The organism is Nonomuraea sp. NPDC049624, assembly GCF_040675255.1.
Lineage (GTDB): Bacteria > Actinomycetota > Actinomycetes > Streptosporangiales > Streptosporangiaceae > Nonomuraea.
Genome location: NZ_JBFAOR010000001.1, coordinates 411514 through 434688 on the forward strand (window position 1 = coordinate 411514; position 23175 = coordinate 434688).

The 23175-nt window shown below is 71.4% G+C and carries 26 protein-coding genes; 8 read left to right on the top strand and 18 right to left on the bottom strand.

Annotated elements, in window-relative coordinates; genetic code table 11:
* Positions 1 to 7 precede the first annotated feature (7 nt).
* The 6 genes from AB0J76_RS02275 to AB0J76_RS02300 form a co-directional block, all read right to left on the bottom strand.
* A complete protein-coding gene (locus AB0J76_RS02275) occupies positions 8 to 637 on the bottom strand; it encodes a bifunctional DNA primase/polymerase (protein WP_352322531.1) in 630 nt (209 codons plus the stop codon).
* Between the two features lie 128 nt (positions 638 to 765).
* A complete protein-coding gene (gene hemB / locus AB0J76_RS02280; RefSeq protein WP_352322532.1) occupies positions 766 to 1749 on the bottom strand; it encodes a porphobilinogen synthase in 984 nt (327 codons plus the stop codon).
* Positions 1746 to 3251: a bifunctional uroporphyrinogen-III C-methyltransferase/uroporphyrinogen-III synthase gene (locus AB0J76_RS02285; RefSeq protein ID WP_352322533.1), complete on the bottom strand. Its 1506-nt coding sequence runs from the start codon at positions 3249 to 3251 to the stop codon at positions 1746 to 1748. The genes hemB and AB0J76_RS02285 overlap by 4 nt, the downstream gene beginning before the upstream one ends.
* A gap of 35 nt (positions 3252 to 3286) precedes the next feature.
* Positions 3287 to 4192, bottom strand: coding sequence for a hydroxymethylbilane synthase (gene hemC / locus AB0J76_RS02290; protein ID WP_352322534.1), 906 nt, complete (start codon positions 4190 to 4192; stop codon positions 3287 to 3289).
* Positions 4189 to 5445, bottom strand: coding sequence for a glutamyl-tRNA reductase (locus AB0J76_RS02295; protein WP_352322535.1), 1257 nt, complete (start codon positions 5443 to 5445; stop codon positions 4189 to 4191). The genes hemC and AB0J76_RS02295 overlap by 4 nt, the downstream gene beginning before the upstream one ends.
* On the bottom strand, positions 5442 to 6119 hold the full coding sequence (locus tag AB0J76_RS02300; RefSeq protein ID WP_352322536.1) for a redox-sensing transcriptional repressor Rex: 678 nt from the start codon (positions 6117 to 6119) through the stop codon (positions 5442 to 5444). Before AB0J76_RS02300 ends, AB0J76_RS02295 begins: the two co-directional genes overlap by 4 nt.
* Positions 6120 to 6232: 113 nt before the next feature.
* Here AB0J76_RS02300 and AB0J76_RS02305 point away from each other — a divergent pair, with 113 nt between their 5' ends.
* Positions 6233 to 6466, top strand: coding sequence for a glutaredoxin family protein (locus tag AB0J76_RS02305; protein WP_352322537.1), 234 nt, complete (start codon positions 6233 to 6235; stop codon positions 6464 to 6466).
* Between the two features lie 10 nt (positions 6467 to 6476).
* On the opposite strand, the gene AB0J76_RS02310 is transcribed toward AB0J76_RS02305, so the two are convergent.
* Positions 6477 to 7898: an antibiotic biosynthesis monooxygenase gene (locus AB0J76_RS02310; protein WP_352322538.1), complete on the bottom strand. Its 1422-nt coding sequence runs from the start codon at positions 7896 to 7898 to the stop codon at positions 6477 to 6479.
* Positions 7899 to 8186: 288 nt separating this feature from the next.
* Here AB0J76_RS02310 and AB0J76_RS02315 point away from each other — a divergent pair, with 288 nt between their 5' ends.
* From AB0J76_RS02315 to AB0J76_RS02325, 3 genes are read left to right on the top strand one after another with little or no spacing between them, the layout of a single operon-like run.
* The gene (locus AB0J76_RS02315; protein ID WP_352322539.1) at positions 8187 to 8750 is read left to right on the top strand and encodes a sigma-70 family RNA polymerase sigma factor; all 564 of its coding nucleotides are present in this window, start codon (positions 8187 to 8189) and stop codon (positions 8748 to 8750) included.
* 60 nt (positions 8751 to 8810) lie between these two features.
* Positions 8811 to 9461 carry a DUF5667 domain-containing protein gene (locus AB0J76_RS02320; protein WP_352322540.1) on the top strand — a complete coding sequence of 217 codons (651 nt, stop codon included), beginning with the start codon at positions 8811 to 8813 and terminating at the stop codon, positions 9459 to 9461.
* A gap of 22 nt (positions 9462 to 9483) precedes the next feature.
* Positions 9484 to 10353, top strand: a complete 870-nt coding sequence (locus tag AB0J76_RS02325) for an HAD-IB family hydrolase (protein ID WP_364388508.1) — start codon at positions 9484 to 9486, stop codon at positions 10351 to 10353.
* A gap of 96 nt (positions 10354 to 10449) precedes the next feature.
* Here the strand turns inward: AB0J76_RS02325 and AB0J76_RS02330 are convergent, their stop codons facing one another.
* The 9 genes from AB0J76_RS02330 to AB0J76_RS02370 all read right to left on the bottom strand — a co-directional run bounded on the left by AB0J76_RS02330 (position 10450) and on the right by AB0J76_RS02370 (position 17709).
* Positions 10450 to 11463 (bottom strand): LCP family protein, encoded by a 1014-nt coding sequence (locus AB0J76_RS02330; RefSeq protein WP_352325269.1) that lies wholly within the window; start codon positions 11461 to 11463, stop codon positions 10450 to 10452.
* Positions 11464 to 11465: 2 nt separating this feature from the next.
* Positions 11466 to 12047, bottom strand: coding sequence for a sigma-70 family RNA polymerase sigma factor (locus AB0J76_RS02335; protein ID WP_352325268.1), 582 nt, complete (start codon positions 12045 to 12047; stop codon positions 11466 to 11468).
* Positions 12048 to 12105: 58 nt separating this feature from the next.
* Positions 12106 to 12891, bottom strand: a complete 786-nt coding sequence (locus AB0J76_RS02340) for an SDR family NAD(P)-dependent oxidoreductase (protein WP_352325267.1) — start codon at positions 12889 to 12891, stop codon at positions 12106 to 12108.
* A gap of 102 nt (positions 12892 to 12993) precedes the next feature.
* Positions 12994 to 13863: a lysophospholipid acyltransferase family protein gene (locus AB0J76_RS02345; protein ID WP_352325270.1), complete on the bottom strand. Its 870-nt coding sequence runs from the start codon at positions 13861 to 13863 to the stop codon at positions 12994 to 12996.
* A 26-nt stretch (positions 13864 to 13889) separates the two neighbouring features.
* Positions 13890 to 14885, bottom strand: coding sequence for an NAD-dependent epimerase/dehydratase family protein (locus AB0J76_RS02350; RefSeq protein WP_352325265.1), 996 nt, complete (start codon positions 14883 to 14885; stop codon positions 13890 to 13892).
* Between the two features lie 22 nt (positions 14886 to 14907).
* Complete coding sequence (locus AB0J76_RS02355; protein ID WP_018654693.1) at positions 14908 to 15006, bottom strand: AURKAIP1/COX24 domain-containing protein; 99 nt, start codon at positions 15004 to 15006, stop codon at positions 14908 to 14910.
* 175 nt (positions 15007 to 15181) lie between these two features.
* Positions 15182 to 15385, bottom strand: coding sequence for a helix-turn-helix domain-containing protein (locus AB0J76_RS02360; protein ID WP_026214222.1), 204 nt, complete (start codon positions 15383 to 15385; stop codon positions 15182 to 15184).
* A 312-nt stretch (positions 15386 to 15697) separates the two neighbouring features.
* Positions 15698 to 16480 (bottom strand): phosphatase, encoded by a 783-nt coding sequence (locus AB0J76_RS02365; protein ID WP_352325264.1) that lies wholly within the window; start codon positions 16478 to 16480, stop codon positions 15698 to 15700.
* A gap of 65 nt (positions 16481 to 16545) precedes the next feature.
* Positions 16546 to 17709, bottom strand: coding sequence for an acetoin utilization protein AcuC (locus tag AB0J76_RS02370; protein ID WP_352325263.1), 1164 nt, complete (start codon positions 17707 to 17709; stop codon positions 16546 to 16548).
* A 205-nt stretch (positions 17710 to 17914) separates the two neighbouring features.
* Between AB0J76_RS02370 and AB0J76_RS02375 the strand changes: the two genes are divergently transcribed.
* The 4 genes from AB0J76_RS02375 to AB0J76_RS02390 all read left to right on the top strand — a co-directional run bounded on the left by AB0J76_RS02375 (position 17915) and on the right by AB0J76_RS02390 (position 21332).
* Positions 17915 to 18964 carry a histidine kinase gene (locus AB0J76_RS02375; protein ID WP_352325262.1) on the top strand — a complete coding sequence of 350 codons (1050 nt, stop codon included), beginning with the start codon at positions 17915 to 17917 and terminating at the stop codon, positions 18962 to 18964.
* On the top strand, positions 18961 to 19620 hold the full coding sequence (locus AB0J76_RS02380; protein ID WP_352325261.1) for a response regulator transcription factor: 660 nt from the start codon (positions 18961 to 18963) through the stop codon (positions 19618 to 19620). Before AB0J76_RS02375 ends, AB0J76_RS02380 begins: the two co-directional genes overlap by 4 nt.
* 81 nt (positions 19621 to 19701) lie before the next feature.
* A complete protein-coding gene (locus tag AB0J76_RS02385) occupies positions 19702 to 20592 on the top strand; it encodes an ABC transporter ATP-binding protein (protein ID WP_352325260.1) in 891 nt (296 codons plus the stop codon).
* Positions 20589 to 21332, top strand: a complete 744-nt coding sequence (locus AB0J76_RS02390; protein ID WP_352325259.1) for an ABC transporter permease — start codon at positions 20589 to 20591, stop codon at positions 21330 to 21332. Before AB0J76_RS02385 ends, AB0J76_RS02390 begins: the two co-directional genes overlap by 4 nt.
* Before the next feature lie 96 nt (positions 21333 to 21428).
* On the opposite strand, the gene proC is transcribed toward AB0J76_RS02390, so the two are convergent.
* Together proC and AB0J76_RS02400 are read right to left on the bottom strand one after the other, a co-directional pair.
* Positions 21429 to 22223 carry a pyrroline-5-carboxylate reductase gene (gene proC, locus AB0J76_RS02395; RefSeq protein WP_352325258.1) on the bottom strand — a complete coding sequence of 265 codons (795 nt, stop codon included), beginning with the start codon at positions 22221 to 22223 and terminating at the stop codon, positions 21429 to 21431.
* Positions 22224 to 22263: 40 nt separating this feature from the next.
* Complete coding sequence (locus AB0J76_RS02400) at positions 22264 to 23145, bottom strand: proline dehydrogenase family protein (protein WP_352325256.1); 882 nt, start codon at positions 23143 to 23145, stop codon at positions 22264 to 22266.
* Positions 23146 to 23175: the final 30 nt, after the last annotated feature.

Genomic DNA, 23175 nt, shown 5'->3' on the forward strand with positions numbered 1-23175 from the left:
GGCGTGCTCAGTCGGCGAGCCATTCCAGGATGCGCAGCGGGTCGGGCAGCGGACGGCCGTCGGGGGGCCGCAGCCAGGAGACCGGCTGGCCCGAGGGCAGCATCGAGGGCGGCGCGAGCACGTAGCTGTCGCGGCAGTGCCAGCGCAGGCCCGGCGTGTCGTCGATGGTGGCCGGGTCGCAGTCGAGCTGGCAGGACCACCACTCGTCCTCGTCCTCGGGGTTGCCGCGGGTGGCCACATAAAACAAGACCCGGTCGCCTTGAGCGGCGACCGGGCCTGGGTGGGCTCCGGCGGCGTCGATCCTGGTGAGGGCCGACAGGCCGGCGGCGAGCGGTACGTCGAACACGTCGAACACGCGCCCTGTGGGCAGGATCACGCCGGCCTCCGGCTCGCTCTCCCACCAGCGGGTGAGCAGCGTCGTGTCCGTCGTGGCCTGCATGTGCCAGGCGGGCGAGAGCGGATGGGCGCCGGGGTCGGGACAGCCGACGCGGTCGCACGAACACGCGCGCGGGCCGTGCCGCAGCGGATAGGCACCCGGCACGACCGGCCAGCCCAGGGACGCGTACTCCAGCACGGAATCGATGCGTGTCGGGCGCGACCGCTTTCTGGTACGCCGAGCCAGTGGTACCCCCACCATGGTGTCTCCCGTCGAGTCAGCGCCTGAGGAGGTCCCGGCTCCGGGCCGTTCGCACACCGCGGGACACACCAGCACTTGTCATCGCACTCTAACGCACACGCCTCAGGAGTTGACGGGAAACCCCTTGGTTAGAGCTGGCGCGCCACTTCCGTCGCCCAGTACGTGAGGATCATGTCGGCGCCGGCGCGCTTGATGGCGACCAGCGACTCCATGATCGTCCGGTCGCGGTCGATCCAGCCGTTGGCCGCCGCCGCCTCGACCATCGCGTACTCGCCGCTCACCTGGTAGGCCGCCACCGGCACGTCGACCGCGTCGCGCACCCGGGTGATGACGTCGAGGTAGGCCAGCGCCGGCTTGACCATGACGGCGTCGGCGCCCTCGGCCAGGTCGAGCCTGACCTCGCGCAGCGCCTCCTCCAGCGGACCGGCCGGGTCCTGCTGGTGGGTGCTGCGGTCGCCGAACTGCGGCGCGCACTCGGCGGCCTCGCGGAACGGGCCGAAGAAGGCGGAGGCGTACTTGACGGAGTAGGACAGGATCGGGACGTCGGCGTGGCCGGCCCCGTCGAGCGCGGCGCGGATGGCGCCGACCTGGCCGTCCATCATGCCGCTCGGCGCGATCATCTGGGAGCCTGCGGCGGCCTGGGCCAGCGCGATGGAGGCGTAACGCTCAAGCGTGGCGTCGTTGTCCACCTCGCCGGACGGGGTCAGGATCCCGCAGTGGCCGTGGTCGGTGAACTCGTCGAGGCAGGTGTCGGCCATGACCACGAGGGCGTCGCCGACCTCGGCGGTCACCTCGCGCAGCGCGACCTGGAGGATGCCGTCGGGGTCGTCGGCCGCCGACCCGGTCGCGTCCTTGACCGCGGGGATGCCGAACAGGATCAGGCCGCCCACGCCCGCCTCGGCCGCGTCGTGCGCGGCCTTGCGCAGCGAGTCGCGAGTGTGCTGGGACACGCCCGGCATGGACGCCACCGGCTGCGGCGCGTCGATGCCCTCCTTGACGAACAGCGGCAGGATCAGGTCCGCGGCGTGCAGCCGCGTGCCCGACACCATCCGGCGCAGCGCCTGGCTGCGACGCAGGCGCCGGGGACGTGCGACGGGGTACTGGGCGCTCACTTGGCTCTCCTCCTGGCGCCACGGCGGTTCTGGGAGGGCCTGCGCGGGCTGTCACCCGCGGCCACGGCCGCCTGGCGCTGCTTGGCACCGAACTCGGCCAGCGCTGCGGCCAGGGCTGATGCGGATGGCTTGTCGGACATGACGTCGACCCGGAGGCCGAACTCCTCGGCCGTCTTGGCCGTCTGCGGGCCGATCACCGCGATGACGGTGACGTTGTGCGGCTTGCCCGCGATGCCGACCAGGTTGCGCACGGTGGAGGACGAGGTGAACAGCACGGCGTCGAAGCCGCCGCCCTTGATCGCCTCGCGGATGGGCGCGGGCGGCGGCGCGGCGCGCACCGTCCGGTACGCCGTCACGTCGTCGCACTCCCAGCCCAGCTCGGTGAGCCCGGCCACCAGCGTGTCGGTCGAGATGTCGGCCCGGGGCAGCAGCACCCGGTTGATCGGGTCGAGCATCGAGTCGTAGGGCGGCCACTCGGCCACGAGCCCTTCGGAGGACTGCTCGCCCGAGGGCAGCAGGTCGGGCTTGACGCCGAACTCGACCAGGGCCCGCGAGGTGGCCTCGCCCACGGCGGCCACCTTGAGCCCGGCGAAGGCCCGCGCGTCGAGCCCGTACTCCTCGAACTTCTCGCGCACCGCCTTGACGGCGTTGGCGCTGGTGAAGGCCACCCACTCGTACCGGCCGGTGACCAGGCCCTTGATGGCGCGGTCCATCTGCTGCGGCGTGCGCGGCGGCTCGACCGAGATGGTCGGCACCTCCTCGGGCACCGCGCCGTAGGCCACGAGCTGCTCGGACAGGCTGCGGGACTGCTCCTTCGTCCGCGGCACCAGCACCCGCCAGCCGAACAGCGGCTTGGTCTCGAACCACGACAGCCGCTCGCGCTGCCCCACGGCCTCGCCGACCACGATCAGCGCGGGCTCGGTGAACCCGGCGTGCTTCAGGTCGGCCTGCAGCCGGCCGAGCGAGGACACGACGGTGTACTGCTCGGTGGTGGTGCCGCCGCTGCTGACGGCGACCGGCGTGGTGTCGGGCTTGCCGCCGGCGATCAGCGCCTTGCCGATGGCGACGGCCTCGGCGATGCCGTTGTAGATCACCAGCGTGCCGCGGGTGGCGGCGTGGGACGACCAGTCCTGCTCCTGAGCGGCGTCGACGACGCGGAACTCGGGCACGGCCGTGGCCGCCGGGATGCCGGCGTAGGTGAGCACCGCGGTCGCGGGCGGCACGCCGGGCACGATCTCGAAGTCCACCTCCGCCGCCACGCAGGCCGCGACCTCGTCGTCGATCGAGGAGAACAACATGGGGTCGCCCGCGCACAGGCGCACCACGAGCTGCCCGGCCTTGGCCCGCTGGACGTAGTCGCCCTCGGCGACCTCGACGCCCTCGCGGCAGTGCTTGAGCAGCGGGCCGGACTGCTCGTCGTCGAGCACGACGGCGTCCGCCTTGCCGAGAAGTTCGGCGGCGCGGAGCGTCAGCAGGTTGGGGTCACCAGGACCCGCCCCCACGAAGGCGACGAAACCGGAGGTTGGACTATCGGAGCTCAATGGGATTGCTCCCCCATCAATCTGTCGGCCCCTTCGGCGATCATCTCGGCCGCCAGGAGGCGGCCCAGCTGTGCAGCCTCCGAAGGAGAACCGGCGGCGGACTTGCGGACCGCTTCGCGGCCGTCGATGGAGACGACCACTGCGGTCAGGTTCAGAGTGTGCCCGTCATCGGCCGCGAAAGCACCCACGGGGGCGGCGCAGCCTGCTTCCAGGGCGGACAGGACGGCGCGTTCGGCGGTCACCGCGCTGCGCGTGCGCGGGTCGTCGAGCACGGACAGGATCTCGATGAGGTCGGCGCGCGCGGCCAGGCACTCCACGGCGAGCGCGCCCTGGCCGGGGGCCGGCAGCAGCTCCTCGACCTCGAAGATCTGCGCGATCTCGCCGGCGCGGCCGAGCCTGGTGAGCCCGGCGCTGGCCAGCACGACGGCGTCGAGCTCGCCCGCGGCGATCTTGCCGATGCGCGTGTCGGCGTTGCCGCGGATCGGGACGTACTCCAGGTCGGGGCGGAGCGCGCTCAGCATGGCGACGCGGCGCGGCGAGCCCGTGCCGACCCTGGCCCCGGCGGGCAGGTCGGCGAACTTGTGCGAGCCGACCAGCGCGTCGCGGTGGTCATGGCGCTCGGGCAGCGCGGCCAGCGTGAAGCGCGGGTCCTGCTTGGTCGGCAGATCCTTCAGCGAGTGGACGGCGAAGTCGATCTCGCCCTCGACCAGCTTGTCGCGCAACGCGCTGACGAACACGCCGGTGCCGCCGAGCTGCGCCAGGTGCGCCTTGGTCACGTCGCCGAAGGTCGTCACGCCCACCAGCTCGACCGGGCGCCCGGTGCGCGCGGTGAGGGCGTCGGCCACCATCTGGGACTGCGTGGTCGCCAGCATGCTGCGGCGGGTGCCCAACCGCAGGTTCACAGCTCCACCTCCCTCACGGCCGCGGGCATCTTCGGATCGAGATTGAACAACTCACGCAGGGCTTCCGCATAATGATCGCCTCCTGGACCGGCGGCGAGCTGCTTGACACGCACAGTCGGCTCGTGAAGCAGTTTGTCAACGACCCTCTGCACGGTCATGGCGATTTCGTCCCTGGCCTTGTCGTCGAGATCGGGCATGCGCATCATCAGGCGGCCCAGCTCGGACTCCACCACGCCCGCCGCCTTGCTGCGCAGCGCCACCACGGTAGGGGTGACGCGGGCGGCGCGGGCGGCGTCGAGGTAGGCGTTCAGCTCCTCGGCCACGAGCGCGCGCACGGACTCGACGGCGTCGCCGCCGCGCGCGCCGACGCCGGACTCCTGGATCGTCTCCAGGTCGACCAGCGTGACGCCGGGCACCTCGCGCACGGCCGGGTCGATGTCGTGCGGCAGCGCCAGGTCGAGCAGGAACACGCCCCTGGTCAGCATGTCGGGGGTGATGACGTGCCGCCCGGCGCCGGTGCAGGTGATGACGACGTCGGCGCCCGCCAGCTCCTCGCGCACGGCGGCGAACGCGACGGCCCGGCCGCCGACCGATTCGGCCAGCCGCGCGCCCCGCTCGTACGTGCGGTTGGCCACGACGATGTCGGTGACCCCGGCGCGCTGGAGCGTGACGGCGGCCAGCGAGCTCATCGAGCCCGCGCCCACCACCAGCGCCCGCCGCCCGGCCAGGTCGCCGGCGAGCGCCAGGCCCGCCGAGACCAGCGAGGGGCCCGCCTGGTCGATGCCGGTGTCGGTGTGGGCGCGCTTGCCGACGCGCAGGGCCTGCTGCGTCAGCTCGTTGAGGGTCGCGCCGACCGTGCCGTGCTTCTGGGCGAGCTTGAGCGCCTGGCGGACCTGGCCCAGGATCTGGCCCTCGCCGACGGCCATGGAGTCGAGGCCGCACACCATCGAGAACAGGTGCTCGACGGCCCGCTCCTCGTAGTGCACGTAGAGATGCGGGGTCAGCTCGTCGGCCGGCACGCCGGAGTGGACGGCCAGCAGCCCGCTGATCGAGGTGACCGCGGCGTGGAAGCGGTCGACCGTGACGTAGATCTCGACCCTGTTGCAGGTCGAGATCACCATGGCCTCCGCGACGCTGGTGTCCTGCTGCACGTCGTGCAGCAGCTTGACCAGCGCGTCACCGGTCACCGAGACGCGTTCGAGAAGCGCCACCGGAGCGGTCCGGTGGCTGAGTCCGATCGCCAGAACACTCATTGACCGTCCACCGCCATGAGTGGCCCCCCAGCTTTGCGTTGCTCGTGGAACGCGAGAATCTGCAGTTCGATTGACAAGTCGACCTTCCGGACGTCGACGGTGTCCGGAACGGTGAGAACGACTGGGGCGAAGTTCAGGATGCTGGTCACGCCCACGGCGACAACACGATCGCACACTTCCTGCGCCGCTGCCGCCGGTGTCGCCAGTACCACGATCGAGACTCCACGCCGCTTGATGACGGCTTCCAGTTCGTCGATGTGCTCCACATTCAACCCCGCGATGGTGTCGCCCACGACTTCGGGGTCGGCGTCGAAGAGCGCGGCCACGCGGAAGCCCCTGGAGACGAAGCCGCCGTAGTTCGCCAGGGCGCGGCCGAGGTTGCCGACCCCGACGATCGCGACCGCCCAGTCCTGGGTCAGGCCGAGTTCGCGGGAGATCTGGTAGACGAGGTACTCCACCTCGTAGCCTACGCCGCGGGTGCCGTACGAGCCGAGGTGCGAGAGATCCTTGCGGAGCTTGGCCGAGTTCACGCCCGCGGCCACGGCCAGGTCCTCCGAGCTCACGGTCGCGACGCCGCGCTCCGCCATCCCGTGCAGCGCCCGCAGGTACAGCGGAAGCCTGGCGACCGTCGCCTCGGGGATGCCGCGGTCACGGGACTGGGACGTGCTCTTCACGTGCCGGAGCTCCAGGGAACGGGCGGTGGGGACCGCTGAACGGATTAGAACCGTCTTTCAGGTTAATCCCTTTGTGAACCGATGCACAAAGTAGGGGCGCTACCGTTGGTGACATGCATCGCATCACCTTGCTCGGCAAACCCGGCTGCCACCTCTGTGACGACGCCCGCGCGGTCATCGCCAGGGTGGCCGGAGAGCTGGGCGTGCCGTGGGAGGAGGTCAGCATCGACTCCTCCGAGGAGCTCAGGGAGAAGTACTGGGAGATGATCCCGGTGACGCTGATCGACGGCGTGCAGCACGACTTCTGGCGGGTCGACGAGGCCCGCCTGCGCGCCGCCCTCGCCTAGAACATGACGGTCAGAACATGACGGTGGGCAGCGGCACCACCTTCGCGGCGTTGACGTTGAGCTCGATGACGTTGGTGGCCAGCACCATCGCCTGACGCTCGTTGAGGAACCGCTCGACGTGCGGCTGGCGCTGGTGGTCGCGGTAGGCGACCTCGTCGCGGTAGAGCTCGTAGACGATGCGCTGCAGCGGGGCCGACTTGACGGCGTGGCAGGCGTAGACGAGCGTGTCGGGCTCGCCGCGGCGCACGGCCTCGACGGTGGCCTCGGCCAGGCGGTCGAACGCGTCGCCGGCGCCGTCCATGATGGTGAAGACGGTGAGCAGGCCGTAGATGCTGGGTGAGGGCCTGCCGCCCGCCTGCTGGGGCTGCGGCGGGGTGAACAGCTCGGCGCCCGGGTAGACCACGCCGGTGCCGGGCATCGCGTAGTCGGGCCGGGGGGGCTGGGCGTCCATGCGCGGGGAGGTGTCCATGCGCGGGGGCGGGGAGCCGTTCATGATGTAGCCGGTCGCGGGGCCCGAGTCGGGCGCGGCCCCCATCCGGGCGGCGTGGTCGACCTGCTGGTCGCCCGCCCGGTATTCGGCCACCAGGTCGCCCAGGCCGGGCGAGCGGCGCGGGGCCGCCACAGGGGCCGCCACAGGGGGCGCCACGGGAGGCGGCACGGGAGGCGGCACGGCGGCCGGCACGGGCTCGGGCGCGGCCCTGCGGCCCGGCCGGCGCTCCACGTCGTCGAGCTGCGGCGCCTCCAGGTCGTCCTCGTCGTCCTCGTACGGCGCCAGCGGGCGCAGCACGGTGTACCAGATCGCCGCCGCGCCCACCGCGAGCAGCGCGGTGGTGAACAGGGGCGGCACCGAGAACCGCATGGCCCCGACCAGGGCGATGCTCGACGGCGCGATGACCAGGACCGCGTGGAGGTTGTCGGTGTCGTACTCGTCGCCGCCGCGCCACTTGAGCCCGGCCACCACCACGCACGCCAGCAGGACGACCACGTCGATCGTGTGCACGCCGATGAGCAGCTTGTCCGGGATGAGCCCCCACATGGAAGAGCCGGACGGCAGCGCCTTGCCCAGGTCGGTGGACCTGAGCGGGTCGAAGGTCAGGATCGCGACGGAGACGACGGTGAGCGCGATGCCGAACAACCAGGCCAGGAACCTCGGCGGCACCTTGTCGGACAGCAGCTGGATGAGGCCCACGGCCAGCCAGAGCGGCGCCAGCAGCGACCCGGTCACCTGGTAGAGGCGGAAGGTGACCGGCCCGAACCCCAGGACGTAACCGACGCCGATCGCGGCCAGCGACAGGCACAGGGCGCCGGCTGCAACGGTCCAGGCGATCAACCAGCCCTCGGGCTCGTCGCGCAGCCGCCTGATCAGGGCTCCGGTCGCGACGGCGGCGAGGAGCGCACCGGCAAGGGCTATGACAGCAACGAGGATCTCCATGGTGACTCCAATGCTGCCGGACGATGCCTCCCGGCCGGTAGCCGAAGAGGAAACAGGCGCTCCATGAGGGGCTTCGCCGCAGGCTGTGGGGTATGCGCCTATACGGTATAGGGCGATTACTCGTAGCCAGGCCAGCAGGCGCGGATTGTGGAATTTCCAGTTGATTTCTAGAGTATTCGAGCACGCCGCACCCCTTACCCCTAGGGATACCGGATGCCTGATTCGTGGCCGTTCGCCGGGCTGCTTGCTCCAGCGGTCGCTGGACCTGCCCGGACGGGCGAGCTTGGCGTGCGCGAAGAAGTGCCCGACGACATCCGTACGCTGGTGCTGCACGCCAAGAACGGATGCACGGACTCCTTTGGCACGCTCTACGACCGCTACGTGGACCTCGTCTACCGCTACATCTACTTCCGGGTCGGCTCCCACCAGCTCGCCGAGGACCTGACCAGCGAGACCTTCCTGCGCGCGCTGCGCAGGATCGGCGACTTCACCTGGCAGGGCCGCGACTTCGGCGCCTGGCTCGTCACCATCGCCAGGAACCTGGTGGCCGACCACTTCAAGTCCGGCCGTTACCGACTGGAGATCCCGACGGGAGAGCTGATCGACGTGCCGCTCGAAGGCGCGCACATCCCGGAGAACGCGGTGGTCACGGCCATCATCAACGACCGGGTGCTGCGCGCCGTCCGCGATCTCAATCCCGACCAGCAGGAATGCGTGGTGCTGCGCTTCCTGCACGGCCTCTCGCTCGCGGAAACCGCGTTGATCATGGGGAAGAAGAGTGGAGCGATCAAAGCGCTGCAGTTTCGGGCCATTCGAACGCTCGCCAGGGCACTCAAGCACGACCTGGCGTAACCTCTCCCACCCGCACCTCGTTAGGCCAGTTGTCACGGCTGGATCCCTCAGGGAGCTGTCATGAGTAGGGCGCGCAGGCGGCGGGAGCTCGTCATCGAGCGTCTCACGGAGCTGCACGGCCCGTCTCAGGGCGGCGGACCCGGGGCGGCCTTCCGCGAGCGCCTGCGCGAGGACCTGGTCTCCGGCCGCCTGCTGCTGACGGCCCCCGACGAGGAGCGCGCGCCGGGCCCGGCCGTTCCGGCCGTGCGCCGGCGACGCCGTCCGCTGTTGTCCCAGGTCGCCACGCTGGGCCTGGCGGGGGCGATGATGGTGGCGTCCTTCGCCACCTACCAGGCGATCCCCGGTGACACGCTCTACCCGCTCAAGCGGGCCGCGGAGAGCACCCTCGTGCACCTGAGCACCGACGACGCCCAGCGGGGCGAGCGCGAGCTGGCCTCGGCCGAGACCCGCGCCAAGGAGGTCGCCAGCCTGCTCGGCTCGTCCACCGACAGCCCGCTGGTCGGCCAGACGCTCAAGGACATGGAGGACTCCACCCGCTCCGGGATCAGCCGGCTGACGCGTACGCAGCCCCGCTCGTCCAAGATCAAGAAGTTCGCCCAGAAGCAGCGGGAGACGGTCGAGCCGATGCTGGACCACCTCAACGAGGCACAGAAGGGACAGGCCGCCGGCTACCTCGACTACATCGAAGGGCTCGTGGCACCGGCTAGGTAAGCTGAACCGCATGTGGCGGCTAATGCGACGACGACACGAGGTTGAGGCCGAGGCCGCCGGCGAGGCCGCGGCGCGGGCGGCGGTCACCGTCGCGCCGGCCGAGCCGGTCGAGCCGGACCTGGAGGCGGCGGCCTTCTTCGACGTCGACAACACCATGATGCGCGGCGCGTCCATCTACCACTTCGCCCGCGGGCTGGCCACGCGCGGCATGTTCACCACTTCCGATCTGTTGAAGTTCGCCGTCGGCCAGGCCGTGTTCCGGTTGCGCGGCAACGAGAATCCCGAGCACATCGCGGTCGCCCGGGAGACCGCGCTCGCCTTCGTCGCGGGCGCCAAGGTCGACGACGTCGTCCGCCTCGGCGAGGAGATCTACGACGAGGTCATGGCCGACCGCATCTGGGGCGGCACCCGCGCGCTCGCGCAGAGCCACCTCGACGCCGGCCAGCGGGTCTGGCTCGTCACGGCCACGCCCGTCGAGCTGGCCCGGGTCATCGCCCAGCGGCTCGGCCTCACCGGCGCGCTCGGCACGGTCGCCGAGACCGCCGGCGGCGTCTACACCGGCCACCTGGTGGGCGACCTGCTGCACGGCCCGGCCAAGGCGGAGGCGGTGCGCGCGCTGGCCCGCCGCGAAGGGCTCGACCTGACCCGCTGCACGGCCTACAGCGACTCGGCCAACGACCTGCCGATGTTGTCGCTGGTCGGCAGCGCGGTGGCGATCAACCCCGACAGCGAGCTGCGCGAGCACGCCAGGAAGCACGACTGGCCGGTCAAGGACTTCCGCACCGGCCGCAAGGCCACCATGACCGCCCTGCCGATCGCGGCCGGGGTCGGCGCGATCGCGGGCGGCGTGGCGGCGGGCATCGCCCTGCGCAGGCACTACCGCTCCCACTGACCGCCCGCCCGACGCAGCCGCCGACGAGGCCGCCGGCGCGGCCCGGCGGCGTGGACGGCTCCTTGACGTCCACGGCCGGGCGTGCGCCGGCGCCGGTCATCGCAGGCGTTCGAACAGCTTCCTGGCGTCCGGTTGCAGCCATTCGATCCGGTTGGGGTCGTCCTGGGCCGGTTTCCAGGGCACGGTGACGAACGTCACCTTCGTCGCGGACGTGGCTCTGGCCAGCTCGACCATGGCCTCCAGGCTCAGGTCCGTCCTGACCGACTTGCGCACCTCGCCGAGGAAGCCGCGCAGCCGGGCCGGGTCGGCGGCCGCGCTCCTCGCCTTCTTCAGCATCGCCAGCAGCAGGATCTGCTGCCGCTTGATCCGCTGGATGTCCGAGCCGTCGCCGTAGCGGCGCAGCCGGGCGTAGCCGAGGGCGGCCTCGCCGTTCAGGGTGACCTTGCCGGCGGGCAGTCTCAGCTTCGCCGCCTTGTCGTCCACGGGGGACCTGAGCGTGATCTGCACGCCGCCGAGGGCGTCCACCATGCCCTTGAAGCCGGCGAAGTCGACCTCGACCGTGTGGTCGATGCGGACGTCGGTCAGCTTCTCCAGCGTCTTGACCAGACAGGACGCGCCGCCGGTGTTGTACGCCGAGTTGACCATGTCCTTCCGCGCCGGGTCGGACCCGCACGGCGGGATCTGCACGATCGAGTCGCGCGGCACGCTGACCCCGACGGCCTGGCCGCGGTCGGCGGGCACGTGCACGAGCAGGATGGTGTCGGAGCGCCTGCCGCCCTTGTCGGGCGTCCTGGCCAGGTGGGGCCCGTACTTGGCGTTGCCCGGCCCGTCGCGCGTGTCGGAGCCGATCACCAGGATGTTGCGGGCGCCGCTCATGTCGACCGGCCGCGCGCCCGTCGACGGTCCGGCCACGGTGTTGCCGTTGACCAGCGCGGTCGGCACCGCGACGGCCGCGGCCGTGCCCACGGCGACCAGGCCGGCCGTCCAGTAGGCGTTCCATCTGCGCCGCGGGCGCTCCCGCAGCAGGCGGTCGCGCTGGCGGGCGAGCGTCGGGGGCGGCTCGTGCTCCAGTTCCCCGCCGAGGTCGCGGAGCATCCGCAGGTCGTCCATGGTCACTCCTCCTCCAGCATGGGGTTGGTGTCGCCGAGCGCGGCCCGTACCTTCCGCCTGCCCCTGTTGAGGCGGGAGCGCACGGTTCCGATCGGGATGCCGAGCGCCCGGGCGACCTCTTCGTAGGTGAGGTCGCCCCAGGCGATCAGCAGCAGGACGTCCCGGTCCTTGGCGGGCAGCGCGGCCAGCGCGCCCGCCAGGCGGGGACGGGCGGCCTGCGCCGTGACCCCCGCCGCGACGCGGTCGGCGGGCGACTCCACGTGCTGGTCGAGGGGGGCCCGCAGGAACGCCCGGTACCGCGCCGCCTCCTTGCGGTGGTGACGGGAGATGAGCTTGGTGAGGATGCCGAAGAGCCACGGCCTGGCGTCGGGGCAGGACAGGTCGTAGCTCTTGCGGCGGGAGAACGCGACGAGGAACGTCTCGCCGACGAGGTCCTCGGCCGGCTCAGGGCCGAGGCGTTTGGAGACGTACCGGTAGAGCATGGCGGAGTAGCGGTCGAACAGTTCGGCGAACGCCTCCGGCTCGGTCAGGGAGGCGCTCACGAGCTCCGAGTCCGCCCCCCTGGTGGCGGGTTGCGTGATCATCTCCGCCCTTCTGTGGAGAATCGGTCACGGATGTCTTGCCACAACCCGCCAAGAGGGTTCAGATCTCCTTCAGGAACCCGCCGTCCACGGCGATGTCGGCGCCGGTCGTGCTGCCCGAGCGCGGCGAGACCAGCAGGGCGACCATGTCGGCGATCTCCTGCGGGCTCACCAGGCGTCCGGTGGCCAGCTTCATCATGCCGGGGGCGACCTGGGCGATGACGTCCTCCTTCGAGGCCCCGGCCATCCCGGCGATGACGTCGGCGGCGCCGCCGTCCTTGGTCCACCAGTCGGTCAGCACCGGGCCGGGTGAGATCGTGTTCACCCGGACGCCCTGCGGGCCGTACTCCTCCGAGACGGCCTTGCTCACGTGGTTCATGGCGGCCTTGGCCGCGCCGTAGTCCACGTTCATGGCCCCCGGCTGGCGGGCCGAGCCGGAGGAGATGTTCACGATCGAGCCGCCGCCGCGCTCCACCATGAGGGGCACGGCCGCGCGGATCATGCGTACGGCCGCGAACAGGTTGAACTCGAACATGGCCTGCCAGTCGTCGTCGCCCGGGGCCATGAACCCGACCCGGGGCAGCGTCACGCCGGGGGGCGGCCCGCCGGCGTTGTTGACCAGGATGTCCACCCCGCCGAACTCCTCGACGGCGCGGGCGATCACCCGGGCGGGCGCCTGCGGGTCCATCAGGTCGACCGCGACGTGCGTCACCTTGGCGTCGGGCGCGGTCCGCGAGGCCGCCACGACGTGCGCGCCCTCCTCCGCCAGGGTGCGCGCGACGGCCAGACCGATGCCCTTGGACGCGCCGGTGACGACGGCCACACGGCCGGAAAGCTGGAGATCCATCGAAGAGGTTCCTCTCGGGTGTCAGTGACTACACCCGCGAGAACACCGGCCGGGCGCGACCGGTTGCACCCTTCACAGGAACGGCGGTCACAGGAACGGCGGTCACAGGAACGGCGGGAAGGCCGGCCCCCTGCGCAGCCGCAACTCGTTGAGCATCTGCTGGACGACCTCCCGCACGTGGTCGGTCAGGTTGAACACCAGCATCGGGTCGTCGGCCGCGGCGGGCTCGTACTCGTCGGTGCGGATCGGCTCGCCGAACTCGATCATCCACTTGGACGGCAGCGGCACCAGCCCGAGCGGCCCGAGCAGCGGGAAGAACGGCGTGATCGGCACGTAGGGGACGCCGAGCATGCGGGCCAGGAACTTCAGGTCGCCGATCTTCGGATAGATCTCCTCGGCCCCCACGATGGCCGTGGGCACGATGGGCACGCCCGCGCGGATCGCCGAGGCCACGAACCCGCCCCGGCCGAACCGCTGCAGCTTGTAGCGCTCGGAGAACGGCTTCCCGACGCCCTTGAAGCCCTCGGGGAACACGCCGACGAGCTCGCCCTTGCGCAGCAGCCGGTCGGCGTCCTCGGGGCAGGCCAGCGTGTGGCCGGTCTTGCGGGACAGGTGACCGAGCAGCGGGAGCTGGTAGACCAGGTCGGCCCCGAGCAGGCGGACGGCCCGGCCCGCCTCGTCGTGCAGGGCGACCTGCATCATGAGCGCGTCGACCGGCAGCGTGCCGGAGTGGTTGGCCACCACCAGAGCGCCGCCCTCGGCGGGCACGTTCTTCAGCTCGGCCGTCTCGACCCTGAACCAGCGGTGGTAGAGCGGTCTGATCAGCTCGAGGAGCACCTTGTCGGTCAGCTCGGGGTCGTAGCCGAACTCGTCGACCTCGTACTCGCCGGTGATGCGCCGGCGGACGAACGCCAGCAGCCGGGCCAGCGGGTCGGGCTCCTCGTAGGACGGCGCGGCGCTGATCGGGATCACCCGGCCCTCCTCCTCGTGCGGCACGCTCACGGACGCACACCTCCGAACGGGTGCATACCCCGTGAACGCACGAAGTCGTCGAAGGCCGCCGCGGTGGTGTACTTGGGCCGCCAGCCCAGCTCGGCCTCCAGCCTGGCGGTGTCGACCGCCCGGCCGTAGCTCATCAGCCGCAGCTGCTCGGGCGAGTACTCGACGAGGCCGAGCCTGCGCACGGTGTTGCCGAGCGTGCGGAAGACGGGTGCGAACAGCGGCAACGACGCCCGCCCGGCCCGCCGCGCGCACTGCGACAGCAGCAACACGCCTGCCCCGGCCACGTTGAACGTGCCGGGGTGGTCTTCGTTCGCCATCCTGCGCAGCACCTCGACCGCGTCGTCCTCGTGGACGAACTGCAACCGCGGGTCGAAGCCGAACACCGTCGGCAGGACGGGCTGGGTGAAGTACCGCGTGAGCGGCGAGTCGACGCCAGGACCCATGAAGTTGGCGAAGCGCAGCAGCGACACCGTCACGTCGGGGCGGCGGCGCGCGAAACCGCGCACGTAGCCCTCGACCTCCGCCGCGTCCTTGGCGTAGCCGTGGACCGGGCCGACGTGCGGCTCCAGGTCCTCGGTGAACACCGCGGGATCGCGCGGGGACGAGCCGTAGACGGCGGTGGTGGAGCGCACCACCACGCGCCGCACGGTCGACGACCGCTGGCAGGCACCGAGCAGTTGCATGGTGCCTATGACGTTGTGCTCCTTCATGGCAGCCCTGCCATCGCCCTTGGACGGGGCGCTGACCAGGCTCATGTGCACAACGGTGTCGATGTCCGCGGCCGCGATCACCTCAGCGATGTCGGGGCTGCGCAGATCGACCCGGACGAACTCCGTCCGGCCCAGAGTGATGCCGCCGTCCCGCGTCAGCGAGGGGGGCGGCACGGTGTCCACTCCGATGACGCGGCTGATCTCGGGGTCAGCCGCGAGGACGCTCGCCACCCGGGCGCCTATGTGGCGCGAGACCCCGGTGACAAGCACGGTGTGGGTCATCAGCGCCTCGCAGCTGCGTCGGTTACTTCTTGTTGCGCCGCTGGATGCGCGTCTTCTTGAGCAGCTTGCGGTGCTTCTTCTTGGCCATCCGCTTGCGGCGCTTCTTGATCACAGAGCCCACGGGACCCCCAGGTACTGATAGCAAGTCTGAATCGATGTGCGAGCGCACACCGGGTCACAGACTACCGGCGATCCGAGGTAGATCGCCCCTTGGGGGGTGAGAGCCCGGCCTCGTGGTGCGCAGGCCGGGCTTCTCCCGCGACCGAATTCACGGCGCGTTCGGGCGCGCCGCTACTTCAACCTGCCTCGATGTAGGCCTCCCGCAGATAGTCGTGGACCGCCTGCTCGGGCACTCTGAACGACCGGCCAACTCGGATGGCCGGCAGCTCACCTGAGTGGACGAGCCGGTACACCGTCATCTTGGACACCCTCATGACCGTCGCGACTTCAGCCACGGTCAGGAACTTCACCTCGCTGAGAGGTCTTTCGCCTGCACCCATCGGACGCCTCTTCCGCACGTGTTTCCGGGTTATCCCCACTGGTGCCATTGCTCACGCACGTGTACTGCCGTCAGCGTAAGTCGGGACTCCGGGTGCGCAAACCCCCTATTTTCTCAGTCCGCGGAGCCACCTGTCAGCCGGACCAGTAAAGTCGCTGGTTAGCAGCCGGGCCGAGCACCTCGCCTGGACCTTGGAACTGTCCAAGTTGCCACACATAAGAGTCGCCCAAGCCCCATCAAAAGTTGGCAAAGGGACAGCGAGCCTCTTGGAATGCAGGCGCGAAAAGACGGTATGGGGAGGGCCGTTTTCGACTCAAAGGGCTCGTGAGACCAGAGTGACCAACCGCTCGGTCAGCGGAGCGTAATAGCGGGGTAGCACATTGTCGTCGAGTGGCACGACGACGTCGATCTTTCCCTCGGCCTCGCCGAGGAACAGGCCGGGGTCGTTGCTGTCGGCGAAGGCCACCGTCGGCACGCCCGCCTCGCCCGCCGCCCCCGCCCAGCCGTGGTCGGCGATCACCAGGTCGGGCAGCTCGCCTTCGAGCTCGTCGAGCATGTGCCGCATCGGGGCCGAGTCGTGGGTGTGCACGAAGCCGCCGCGGTCGTCGAGCATGGCGACGTCCTGGAGGTAGCGCAGGCGGCGCGGGCGGCCGAAGCCGGAGCCGGCGTACGTCCAGCCCTCGGCCGGGGTGAGCAGGGTCGCGCCGCGCTCGACGGCGAACCTGGCCAGCGGCAGGTGGACGGCGAGCAGCCCGGTCGGGTGGCCGGTGGCGAACAACACCCGCGGGGACGGCCGCGACAACACCGACGCGATGCGGGCCGCCATGGCGTCGATCGCGTCGATCGTCAGGTCGGGATCGATGGTGTCCTGGCCCCGCCGGTGGCCGGGATCGGCGACCACGCCGGCCGACTTGGCCATCAGGTCGAGGACGTCCCGGAAGGTCCACGGCTGCTCGAACGTCAGGCCGAGCATGTAGTACGGGTCGCGGTTGGCCAGCGAGCTGTAGTGGTCGAGGTTGTTCTCGCGCGACGTCGCGACGTCACCGGCGATGCGGCTGTGGATCAGGTGTCGGCGGAGTTCGTCGCGGCTCAGCACAGGTCTTCCTCATCAGGGGCATCGAGGGCCGTCAGGCGTCCTCAGGGCGGTCGTCAGGGCAGCCGTCAGGGCATCGGATCGAGGCCGTGCAGAGGGAACACCGCCTGCCGGGTCGCCATGACCGCACGGTCGATGGGGTCCGCTGGGTCATAACCGCCGGAGATGTCGTGAAATTCCGGGTTGCGGCCATCGGTCATGGTCAGCGGGGGCGCCTCGCCGGTGCGCTCCCTGACGTACTGGCGCCAGGCGTCGGGGGTGGGCGTGGCCGGATCGACGGGATGGCCGGCGGCCACGGCGATGAGGTGCGTCCAGATGCGCGGCACGACCTGGACGAGCTCGTAACCGCCGCCGCCCACCGCGATCCACCGGCCGCCCGCCGTCTCGTGCGCCAGGTCGTGCAGGGCGGCGTAGGCGGCGCGCTGGCCGTCGATGCTGAGCATGAGGTTGGCGAGGGGGTCGAGGGCGTGGCTGTCGCAGCCGTGCTGGGTGACCAGGATCTGCGGGCCGAACTCGCGCAGCAGCGGCGGCACGACCGCGTGGAAGGCGCGCAGCCAGCCGGAGTCGCCGGTGCCGGCCGGCAGCGCCACGTTGACGGCCGTGCCCTCCGCGCCGGTCTCGTGCGGGAAGCCGGTGCCCGGGAACAGCGTGCGCGGGCTCTCGTGCAGGCTGATCGTCAGCACCCGGGGGTCGTCGTAGAAGACGGCCTGCACGCCGTCGCCGTGGTGCACGTCGACGTCGACGTAGGCCACCCGGGTGGCCCCCTGCTCCAGCAGCCAGGCGATGGCCAGAGCAGGGTCGTTGTAGACGCAGAAGCCGCTGGCCGCGGCCGGCATGGCGTGGTGGAGCCCGCCCGCGACGTTGACGGCGTGCTCGGCCGCGCCCTCCCAGACCGCGCGCGCCGCCGCCAGGGACGCCCCCGCGATCAGCGCGGACGCCTCGTGCACGCCCTTGAAGGCCGGATTGTCGGTGGTGCCGAGCCCCGCCCGCAGGTCGGGCACGCCGGCCACGGAGACGCCCTTGACCGCCTCGATGTAGGCGCGGTCGTGCACCATGGCCAGCTCGTCGTCGCCGGCGGGCGCGCAGCCGGCCATCTCGACCTTGTCGAGGACGCCGAGCGAGCGGGCGAGCGCGATCGTCAGCTCGACCCTGATGGGCGCCAGCGGGTGGCTCGGGCCGAAGTTGTAGGAGGTGAGAGCGTCGTCCCAGATGACTCGTGCCGTTCGGCTCATGCCCCGCCCTCCGCGCGTCCCTCACCTTGCGCCGACGTTACCGCAGCGCCCTGTTCCGGTTGTAGCCCGGGTGATCGTCGGGGACGGCCTCGGTCGCATCAGAAATTTCGTGACTTAGTGTTTTATGGTGCGCTGGGCACGACCTTTCCGCAGAATCTTCAATTTCTTCCGACGTCCCCGGGTTTTCGACACCACGATCGTGGTCGTGCTCGCCGTGTTCGCGAGCCTCGGGGTGATCGTGTCGTCCGTCCAGACGGGGGTCGACGGGGCGCTGGGGTCGGCGCACTTCCTGCTGACCAGCGTGCTGCTGCTCGTCCGCCGGAGCAGGCCGGTGCTGGTGGCCGGGGCCGTCACGGTGGTCGACCTGATCGGCATCGCGGCCGGGCTGGTGACGTCGGCCACCATCCCGGAGGGCATCGCCTTCTACAGCCTGGCCCGCCACTCCTCCGGCCGTCCCTCGCTGGTCATGGCGGTGGCGGGGATCGTCGCCTACGGCACGGTGATGGAGATCAAGGGGCCGGGCATCGGGCAGTTCCTGGCCGGCGCCTTCGTCGTCGCGATCCCGGCCGGCATCGGCGCGCTGGTCAAGACCAGGGCCGAGCTGAACGAGCGCAGCAGGCTGGAGGCCGCCGACGCCGCCGTACAGGCCGAGCGGCGGCGCATCGCGCGGGAGCTGCACGACGTCGTCGCGCACCACATCACGGTGATCAACGCCCTGGTCGGCGGCGCGCGGGCCACGCTCGCGCCGGAGCAGGAGGTCACCCGCGAGGCGCTGGAGAGCGCCCAGCAGACCGCCCGCCAGGCGATGTCGGAGATGCGCCGGCTGCTGCACGTGCTGCGGGCCGACGGCAACGACGGCCCGGACGCCGCGACCGGCGTGGGGGCCGACCGGCTGCCCGCGCTCATCGGCGAGGCCAGGAGCGCCGGGCTGCCCGCCAGCCTGACCGTCACGGGCGAGCCGGTGGCGCTGCCCTCGGCCGTGGACCACGCCGTCTACCGGATCGTGCAGGAGGCCCTGACCAACACCCGCAAGCACGCGGCCGGCGCGAGGGCCAGTGTGCGCCTGGCCTACGGGTCCGAGGCGGTCGAGGTCGAAGTGCTCGACGACGGCGTGCCGCAGCCGGGCGGCACGCCGGGGTTCGGGCTGGGCGGCATGGCCGAGCGGGTCGCGCTGTGCGGCGGCCGGCTTTCGACCGGCCCGCGTCCCGGGGGAGGATTTCGCGTGCACGCCCGCATCCCCTTGGAGGCAACATGATCACTGTGCTGCTGGTCGACGACCACGAGCTGGTCCGCAAGGGGTTCCGGCTGATGCTCGACGCGCAGCCCGACCTGTCCGTGGTGGGCGAGGCCGGCGACGGCGAGTCGGCCGTCGAGCTGAGCCGGCGGCTGCGTCCCGACGTGGTGCTGATGGACCTGCACATGCCGGGGCTCGACGGCGTGCGGGCGACCGAGCTGATCACCTCGGAGCTGCCGGGCGTGCGGGTGCTCGCGCTGAGCACGTTCGACCTGGACGAGAACGTGGTCGCGGCGCTGCGCGCGGGCGCCGACGGCTTCCTGCCCAAGGACGTCTCCCCCGAGGAGCTGATCGAGGGCGTGCGCGTGGTGCACCGGGGCGAGTCGGCGGTCGCGCCGCGGCTGCTGACCCGGCTGATCGGCACGTTCGTGCGGGCGTCGAGGCCGCCGGCCGCGCCCGCGCCGCGGGGGCTGGACGCGCTGACCGAGCGCGAGCGGGAGATCCTCGTGCTGATCGCCAGAGGCCGGTCGAACACCGAGATCGCCGGGCAGCTGGCCGTCTCCCCCTCGACCGTCAAGAACCACGTGACCAGCCTGTTCGCCAAGATCGGGGTCAGGGACCGGGCGCAGGCCGTGATCGTCGCGTACGAGGCGGCGCTGATCAAACCTGGAGACTAGGACCAGGCTCCCAGGCCGCGCCCGGCAAGAACGTCCTCACGGCCGAAGAGAACGGCGGGCGCCGGCGGCACGCTTGGTGACATGACGGCGATTCGCGCAACCAACCTGAGCAAACGCTACGGCGCCACCCATGCCGTCGCGGACCTGTCGTTCGACGTCGAGCCCGGCCAGGTGACCGGGTTCCTCGGGCCCAACGGCGCCGGCAAGTCCACGACCATGCGGATGATCCTCGGCCTCGACCGGCCGTCGAGCGGGTCCGTGCTGGTGGACGGGCGGCCGTACCAGGAGCATCGGCACCCGCTGCGCAAGGTGGGCGCGCTGCTGGACGCCAAGGCCGTGCACGGCGGCCGCAGCGCCCGCAACCACCTGCTGGCCATCGCCCAGAGCAACGGCATCCCGGCGGGCCGGGTGAACGAGGTGCTGGAGGCCGTCGGCCTGCGCGAGGTGGCACGGCGGCGGATCGGCGGCTTCTCGCTCGGCATGTCGCAGCGCCTGGGCATCGCGGCCGCGCTGCTCGGCGACCCCGAGATCCTGCTCTTCGACGAGCCGGTCAACGGGCTCGACCCCGAGGGCATCCTGTGGATCCGCACGTTCATGCGCAAGCTGGCGGCCGAGGGGCGGACGGTGTTCGTCTCCAGCCACCTCATGAGCGAGATGGCCCAGACGGCCGACCATCTGATCGTGATCGGCCGGGGCCGGCTGATCGCCGACACGAGCGTGCAGGAGTTCATCGGGCGCAGCTCGCAGGGCTACGTACGGGTGCGCTCGCCGCGCCTGGCCGAGGTCGCCGACCTGGTCAAGGTGGGCGACCTGTACCCCGACCACCTGCGCGTCACCGCGATGAGCACGCTGGAGATCGGCACCCTGACCGCTCGGGCCGGGATCCCCCTGGAGGAGCTGACGTTCGTGCAGCCCTCGCTCGAAGCGGCGTACATGGAGCTCACCAAGGACAGTGTGGAGTACTCGTCATGACCGACATCCTGAGGTCCGAATGGACCAAGATCCGTTCGGTGCGTTCGACGGTGTGGACGCTCGCCGTCACCGCCCTGCTCCTGATCGGCCTGGGCGGGCTGCTGTCGGTCGCGTCCAGGGCCACGGCCGACGGGCAGCCCATCACCGGTGACCAGGCCGTCATGACGAGCCTGACCGGCATCATGTTCGCCTCCCTGTCCATGGCCACGCTGGGCGTGCTGGTGATCTCCAGCGAGTACCGGACCGGCGGCATCCGCACGTCGTTGCTGGCCGTGCCGAGGCGGATGAGGCTGCTCGCCGGCAAGATCGTGGTGTTCACCGTGACGGCGCTGGTCGTCTCCACGGTCGCGGCGGCCGCCGCGGTGGCCGTCGGCGTGGCGATCCTGCGGCCGGGCTCGGTCGACATGGGCACCGCGGCGCAGTCGGTGTTCGGGGCCGGGCTCTACCTCACCGCCTGCGGCCTGTTCGGGCTGGGGCTCGGCACGCTGATCCGGCACACGCCGGGCGCGATCGTCTCGGCCATCGCGCTGATGATGGTGCTGCCGCAGCTCACCAACGCGCTGCCCGGCGCGTGGGGCAAGGCCGTCGCCGACCACTTCACCACCAACGCCGGCCTGGAGATCGTGCTGGACCAGCCCGGGAACCCGCTGGGGCCGTGGAGCGGGCTCGGCGTCTACGCGCTGTGGGTCGCCGTCGCGGTGGCGGCGGGGGCCGTGCTCATGCAGCGGCGGGACGCCTGAGCAGCACGGCAGGCTGCCCCGCCGCGGGTCACCCCGAGGCGAGCTGGTGCCCCCGCCGCGGGTCACCCCGAGGCGAGCTGGTGCCCCCGCCGCGGGTCAGCCCGAGGCGAGCTGGCGCCCCCGGTCGCGGGCGGCCTCGATGGCGGCCAGGAAGGCGGCGCGCACGCTGTGGCGCTCCAGCTCGGCGATGGCCGCGATCGTGGTGCCGCCCGGCGAGGTGACGGCCTCCCGCAGGATCACCGGGTGCTCCCCGGAGTCGCGCAGCATCACGGCGGCGCCGACGATCGACTGGGTGACCATGTCGAGCGCGGCGGCCCGCGGCATGCCGAGCAGGATGCCCGCGTCGACCATGGCCTCGACCAGGTAGAAGAAGTAGGCGGGGCCGCTGCCGGACAGCGCGGTCGCGGCGTCCTGCTGGGACTCGGGGATGCGCAGCACCTTGCCGACCGGCTTGAGCAGGCCCTCGGTGAGCTTGAGGTGCTCCTCGCCGGCGTGCGCGCCCGCCGAGATCACGCTCATCGCCTCGTCGAACTTGATCGGCGTGTTGGACATGACCCGGACCACCGGCACGTCGACGCCGAGCCGCTGCTCCACGAACGCGGTGGTGATGCCGGCCGCCGCCGTGATGACCAGACGGTCGGCCGGGACGTAGGGGGCGATCTCCGCCAGCAGGGTCGCCATGTCCTGGGGCTTGACGGCCAGGATCAGGGTGTCGGCCGACTTGGCCGCCTCGGCGTTGTCGACCGTGCGCACGCCGTAGGTCTCGCGCAGCGCCTGCGCCCGCTCCGGACGGCGGCTGGTCGCCATGATGTCGCCCGGCTTGAACCCGGCGCGCAGCAGCCCGGACAGCAGGGCCTCGCCCATCTTGCCGGTGCCCAGAATCGCGATCATCTCGACCTCTCGAAGGGGGAACGGACGCCGGCCCAGCCTACTAGCCCCGCGACAGCAGCGACCTGAGGAAGAACGCCAGGTTACGGGGGCGTTCGGCCAGGCGGCGCATGAGGTAGGCGTACCAGTCGGCGCCGTACGGGACGTACACGCGCACCTGGCCGCCGAGGCCGGCCAGACGGCGCTGCTCGCCGGGGCGCACGCCGTACAACATCTGGTACTCGAAGCCGTTGACGTCGCGGCCGTCGAGCACGGCCAGGGTGGAGGCGATCTGGATCATCCTGGGGTCGTGCGTGGCGATCATGGGGTAGCCGGTGCCCGCCATGAGGATCTTGAGGCAGCGCACGAACGAGCGGTCGACGTCGGCCGGCCTGCTGTAGGCGCCGGGGGCGGTGTAGGCGCCCTTGCAGAGCCGGACGCGGGCGCCGGCCAGCTTCTCGCAGCGTTCGAGTGCGTCGGGCAGGTACGCCTGGACCACGATCCCGACGTCGGGGTGCTCCTTGCGCAGGGTGGCGTGCACGAAGTGCAGGCCGCCGATCGTGTCGTGCTCCTCGGCGTCGAGCGTGACCGTGATGCCGCGGGCGGCCGCCGCCTCGCAGATGGTGGCCGCGTTGTCGAGCGCGACCTGCTCCGACAGCCGCAGGCCGAGCGCGGTCAGCTTGACCGAGGCGTCGCCGCCCGGCGGCAGCCGGTCGAGCAGCGACAGGTACTCGCGCACGGCCGCCTCGGCCTGTCTCCTGTCGGTCACCTCTTCGCCCAGGTGGTCGACGGTCACCAGCAGGCCCTCGTGGGACAGCGCGCGGATGACCTCGCCGACGTCGTCGGCGACGTATCGCTTGACCACGTCCCTGGTCAGCGGCGATGTGGTGATGACGCGTTCGGCGCGTTCGCTCTTGGAGACGGCGAGCATTGCCTGACGGAGCACGTGACCCACACTAACCGCCCACTTCCCGGG

Bases quoted from the DNA above. Each gene is read 5' to 3' on its own strand.
- AB0J76_RS02275 (WP_352322531.1), bottom strand. From the start codon at position 637: ATGGTGGGGGTACCACTGGCTCGGCGTACCAGAAAGCGGTCGCGCCCG.
- AB0J76_RS02295 (WP_352322535.1), bottom strand. From the start codon at position 5,445: ATGAGTGTTCTGGCGATCGGACTCAGCCACCGGACCGCTCCGGTGGCG.
- AB0J76_RS02305 (WP_352322537.1), top strand. From the start codon at position 6,233: ATGCATCGCATCACCTTGCTCGGCAAACCCGGCTGCCACCTCTGTGAC.
- AB0J76_RS02310 (WP_352322538.1), bottom strand. From the start codon at position 7,898: ATGGAGATCCTCGTTGCTGTCATAGCCCTTGCCGGTGCGCTCCTCGCC.
- AB0J76_RS02320 (WP_352322540.1), top strand. From the start codon at position 8,811: ATGAGTAGGGCGCGCAGGCGGCGGGAGCTCGTCATCGAGCGTCTCACG.
- AB0J76_RS02325 (WP_364388508.1), top strand. From the start codon at position 9,484: ATGCGACGACGACACGAGGTTGAGGCCGAGGCCGCCGGCGAGGCCGCG.
- AB0J76_RS02330 (WP_352325269.1), bottom strand. From the start codon at position 11,463: ATGGACGACCTGCGGATGCTCCGCGACCTCGGCGGGGAACTGGAGCAC.
- AB0J76_RS02335 (WP_352325268.1), bottom strand. From the start codon at position 12,047: ATGATCACGCAACCCGCCACCAGGGGGGCGGACTCGGAGCTCGTGAGC.
- AB0J76_RS02340 (WP_352325267.1), bottom strand. From the start codon at position 12,891: ATGGATCTCCAGCTTTCCGGCCGTGTGGCCGTCGTCACCGGCGCGTCC.
- AB0J76_RS02350 (WP_352325265.1), bottom strand. From the start codon at position 14,885: ATGACCCACACCGTGCTTGTCACCGGGGTCTCGCGCCACATAGGCGCC.
- AB0J76_RS02360 (WP_026214222.1), bottom strand. From the start codon at position 15,385: ATGGGTGCAGGCGAAAGACCTCTCAGCGAGGTGAAGTTCCTGACCGTG.
- AB0J76_RS02370 (WP_352325263.1), bottom strand. From the start codon at position 17,709: ATGAGCCGAACGGCACGAGTCATCTGGGACGACGCTCTCACCTCCTAC.
- AB0J76_RS02380 (WP_352325261.1), top strand. From the start codon at position 18,961: ATGATCACTGTGCTGCTGGTCGACGACCACGAGCTGGTCCGCAAGGGG.
- AB0J76_RS02385 (WP_352325260.1), top strand. From the start codon at position 19,702: ATGACGGCGATTCGCGCAACCAACCTGAGCAAACGCTACGGCGCCACC.
- AB0J76_RS02390 (WP_352325259.1), top strand. From the start codon at position 20,589: ATGACCGACATCCTGAGGTCCGAATGGACCAAGATCCGTTCGGTGCGT.
- proC (WP_352325258.1), bottom strand. From the start codon at position 22,223: ATGATCGCGATTCTGGGCACCGGCAAGATGGGCGAGGCCCTGCTGTCC.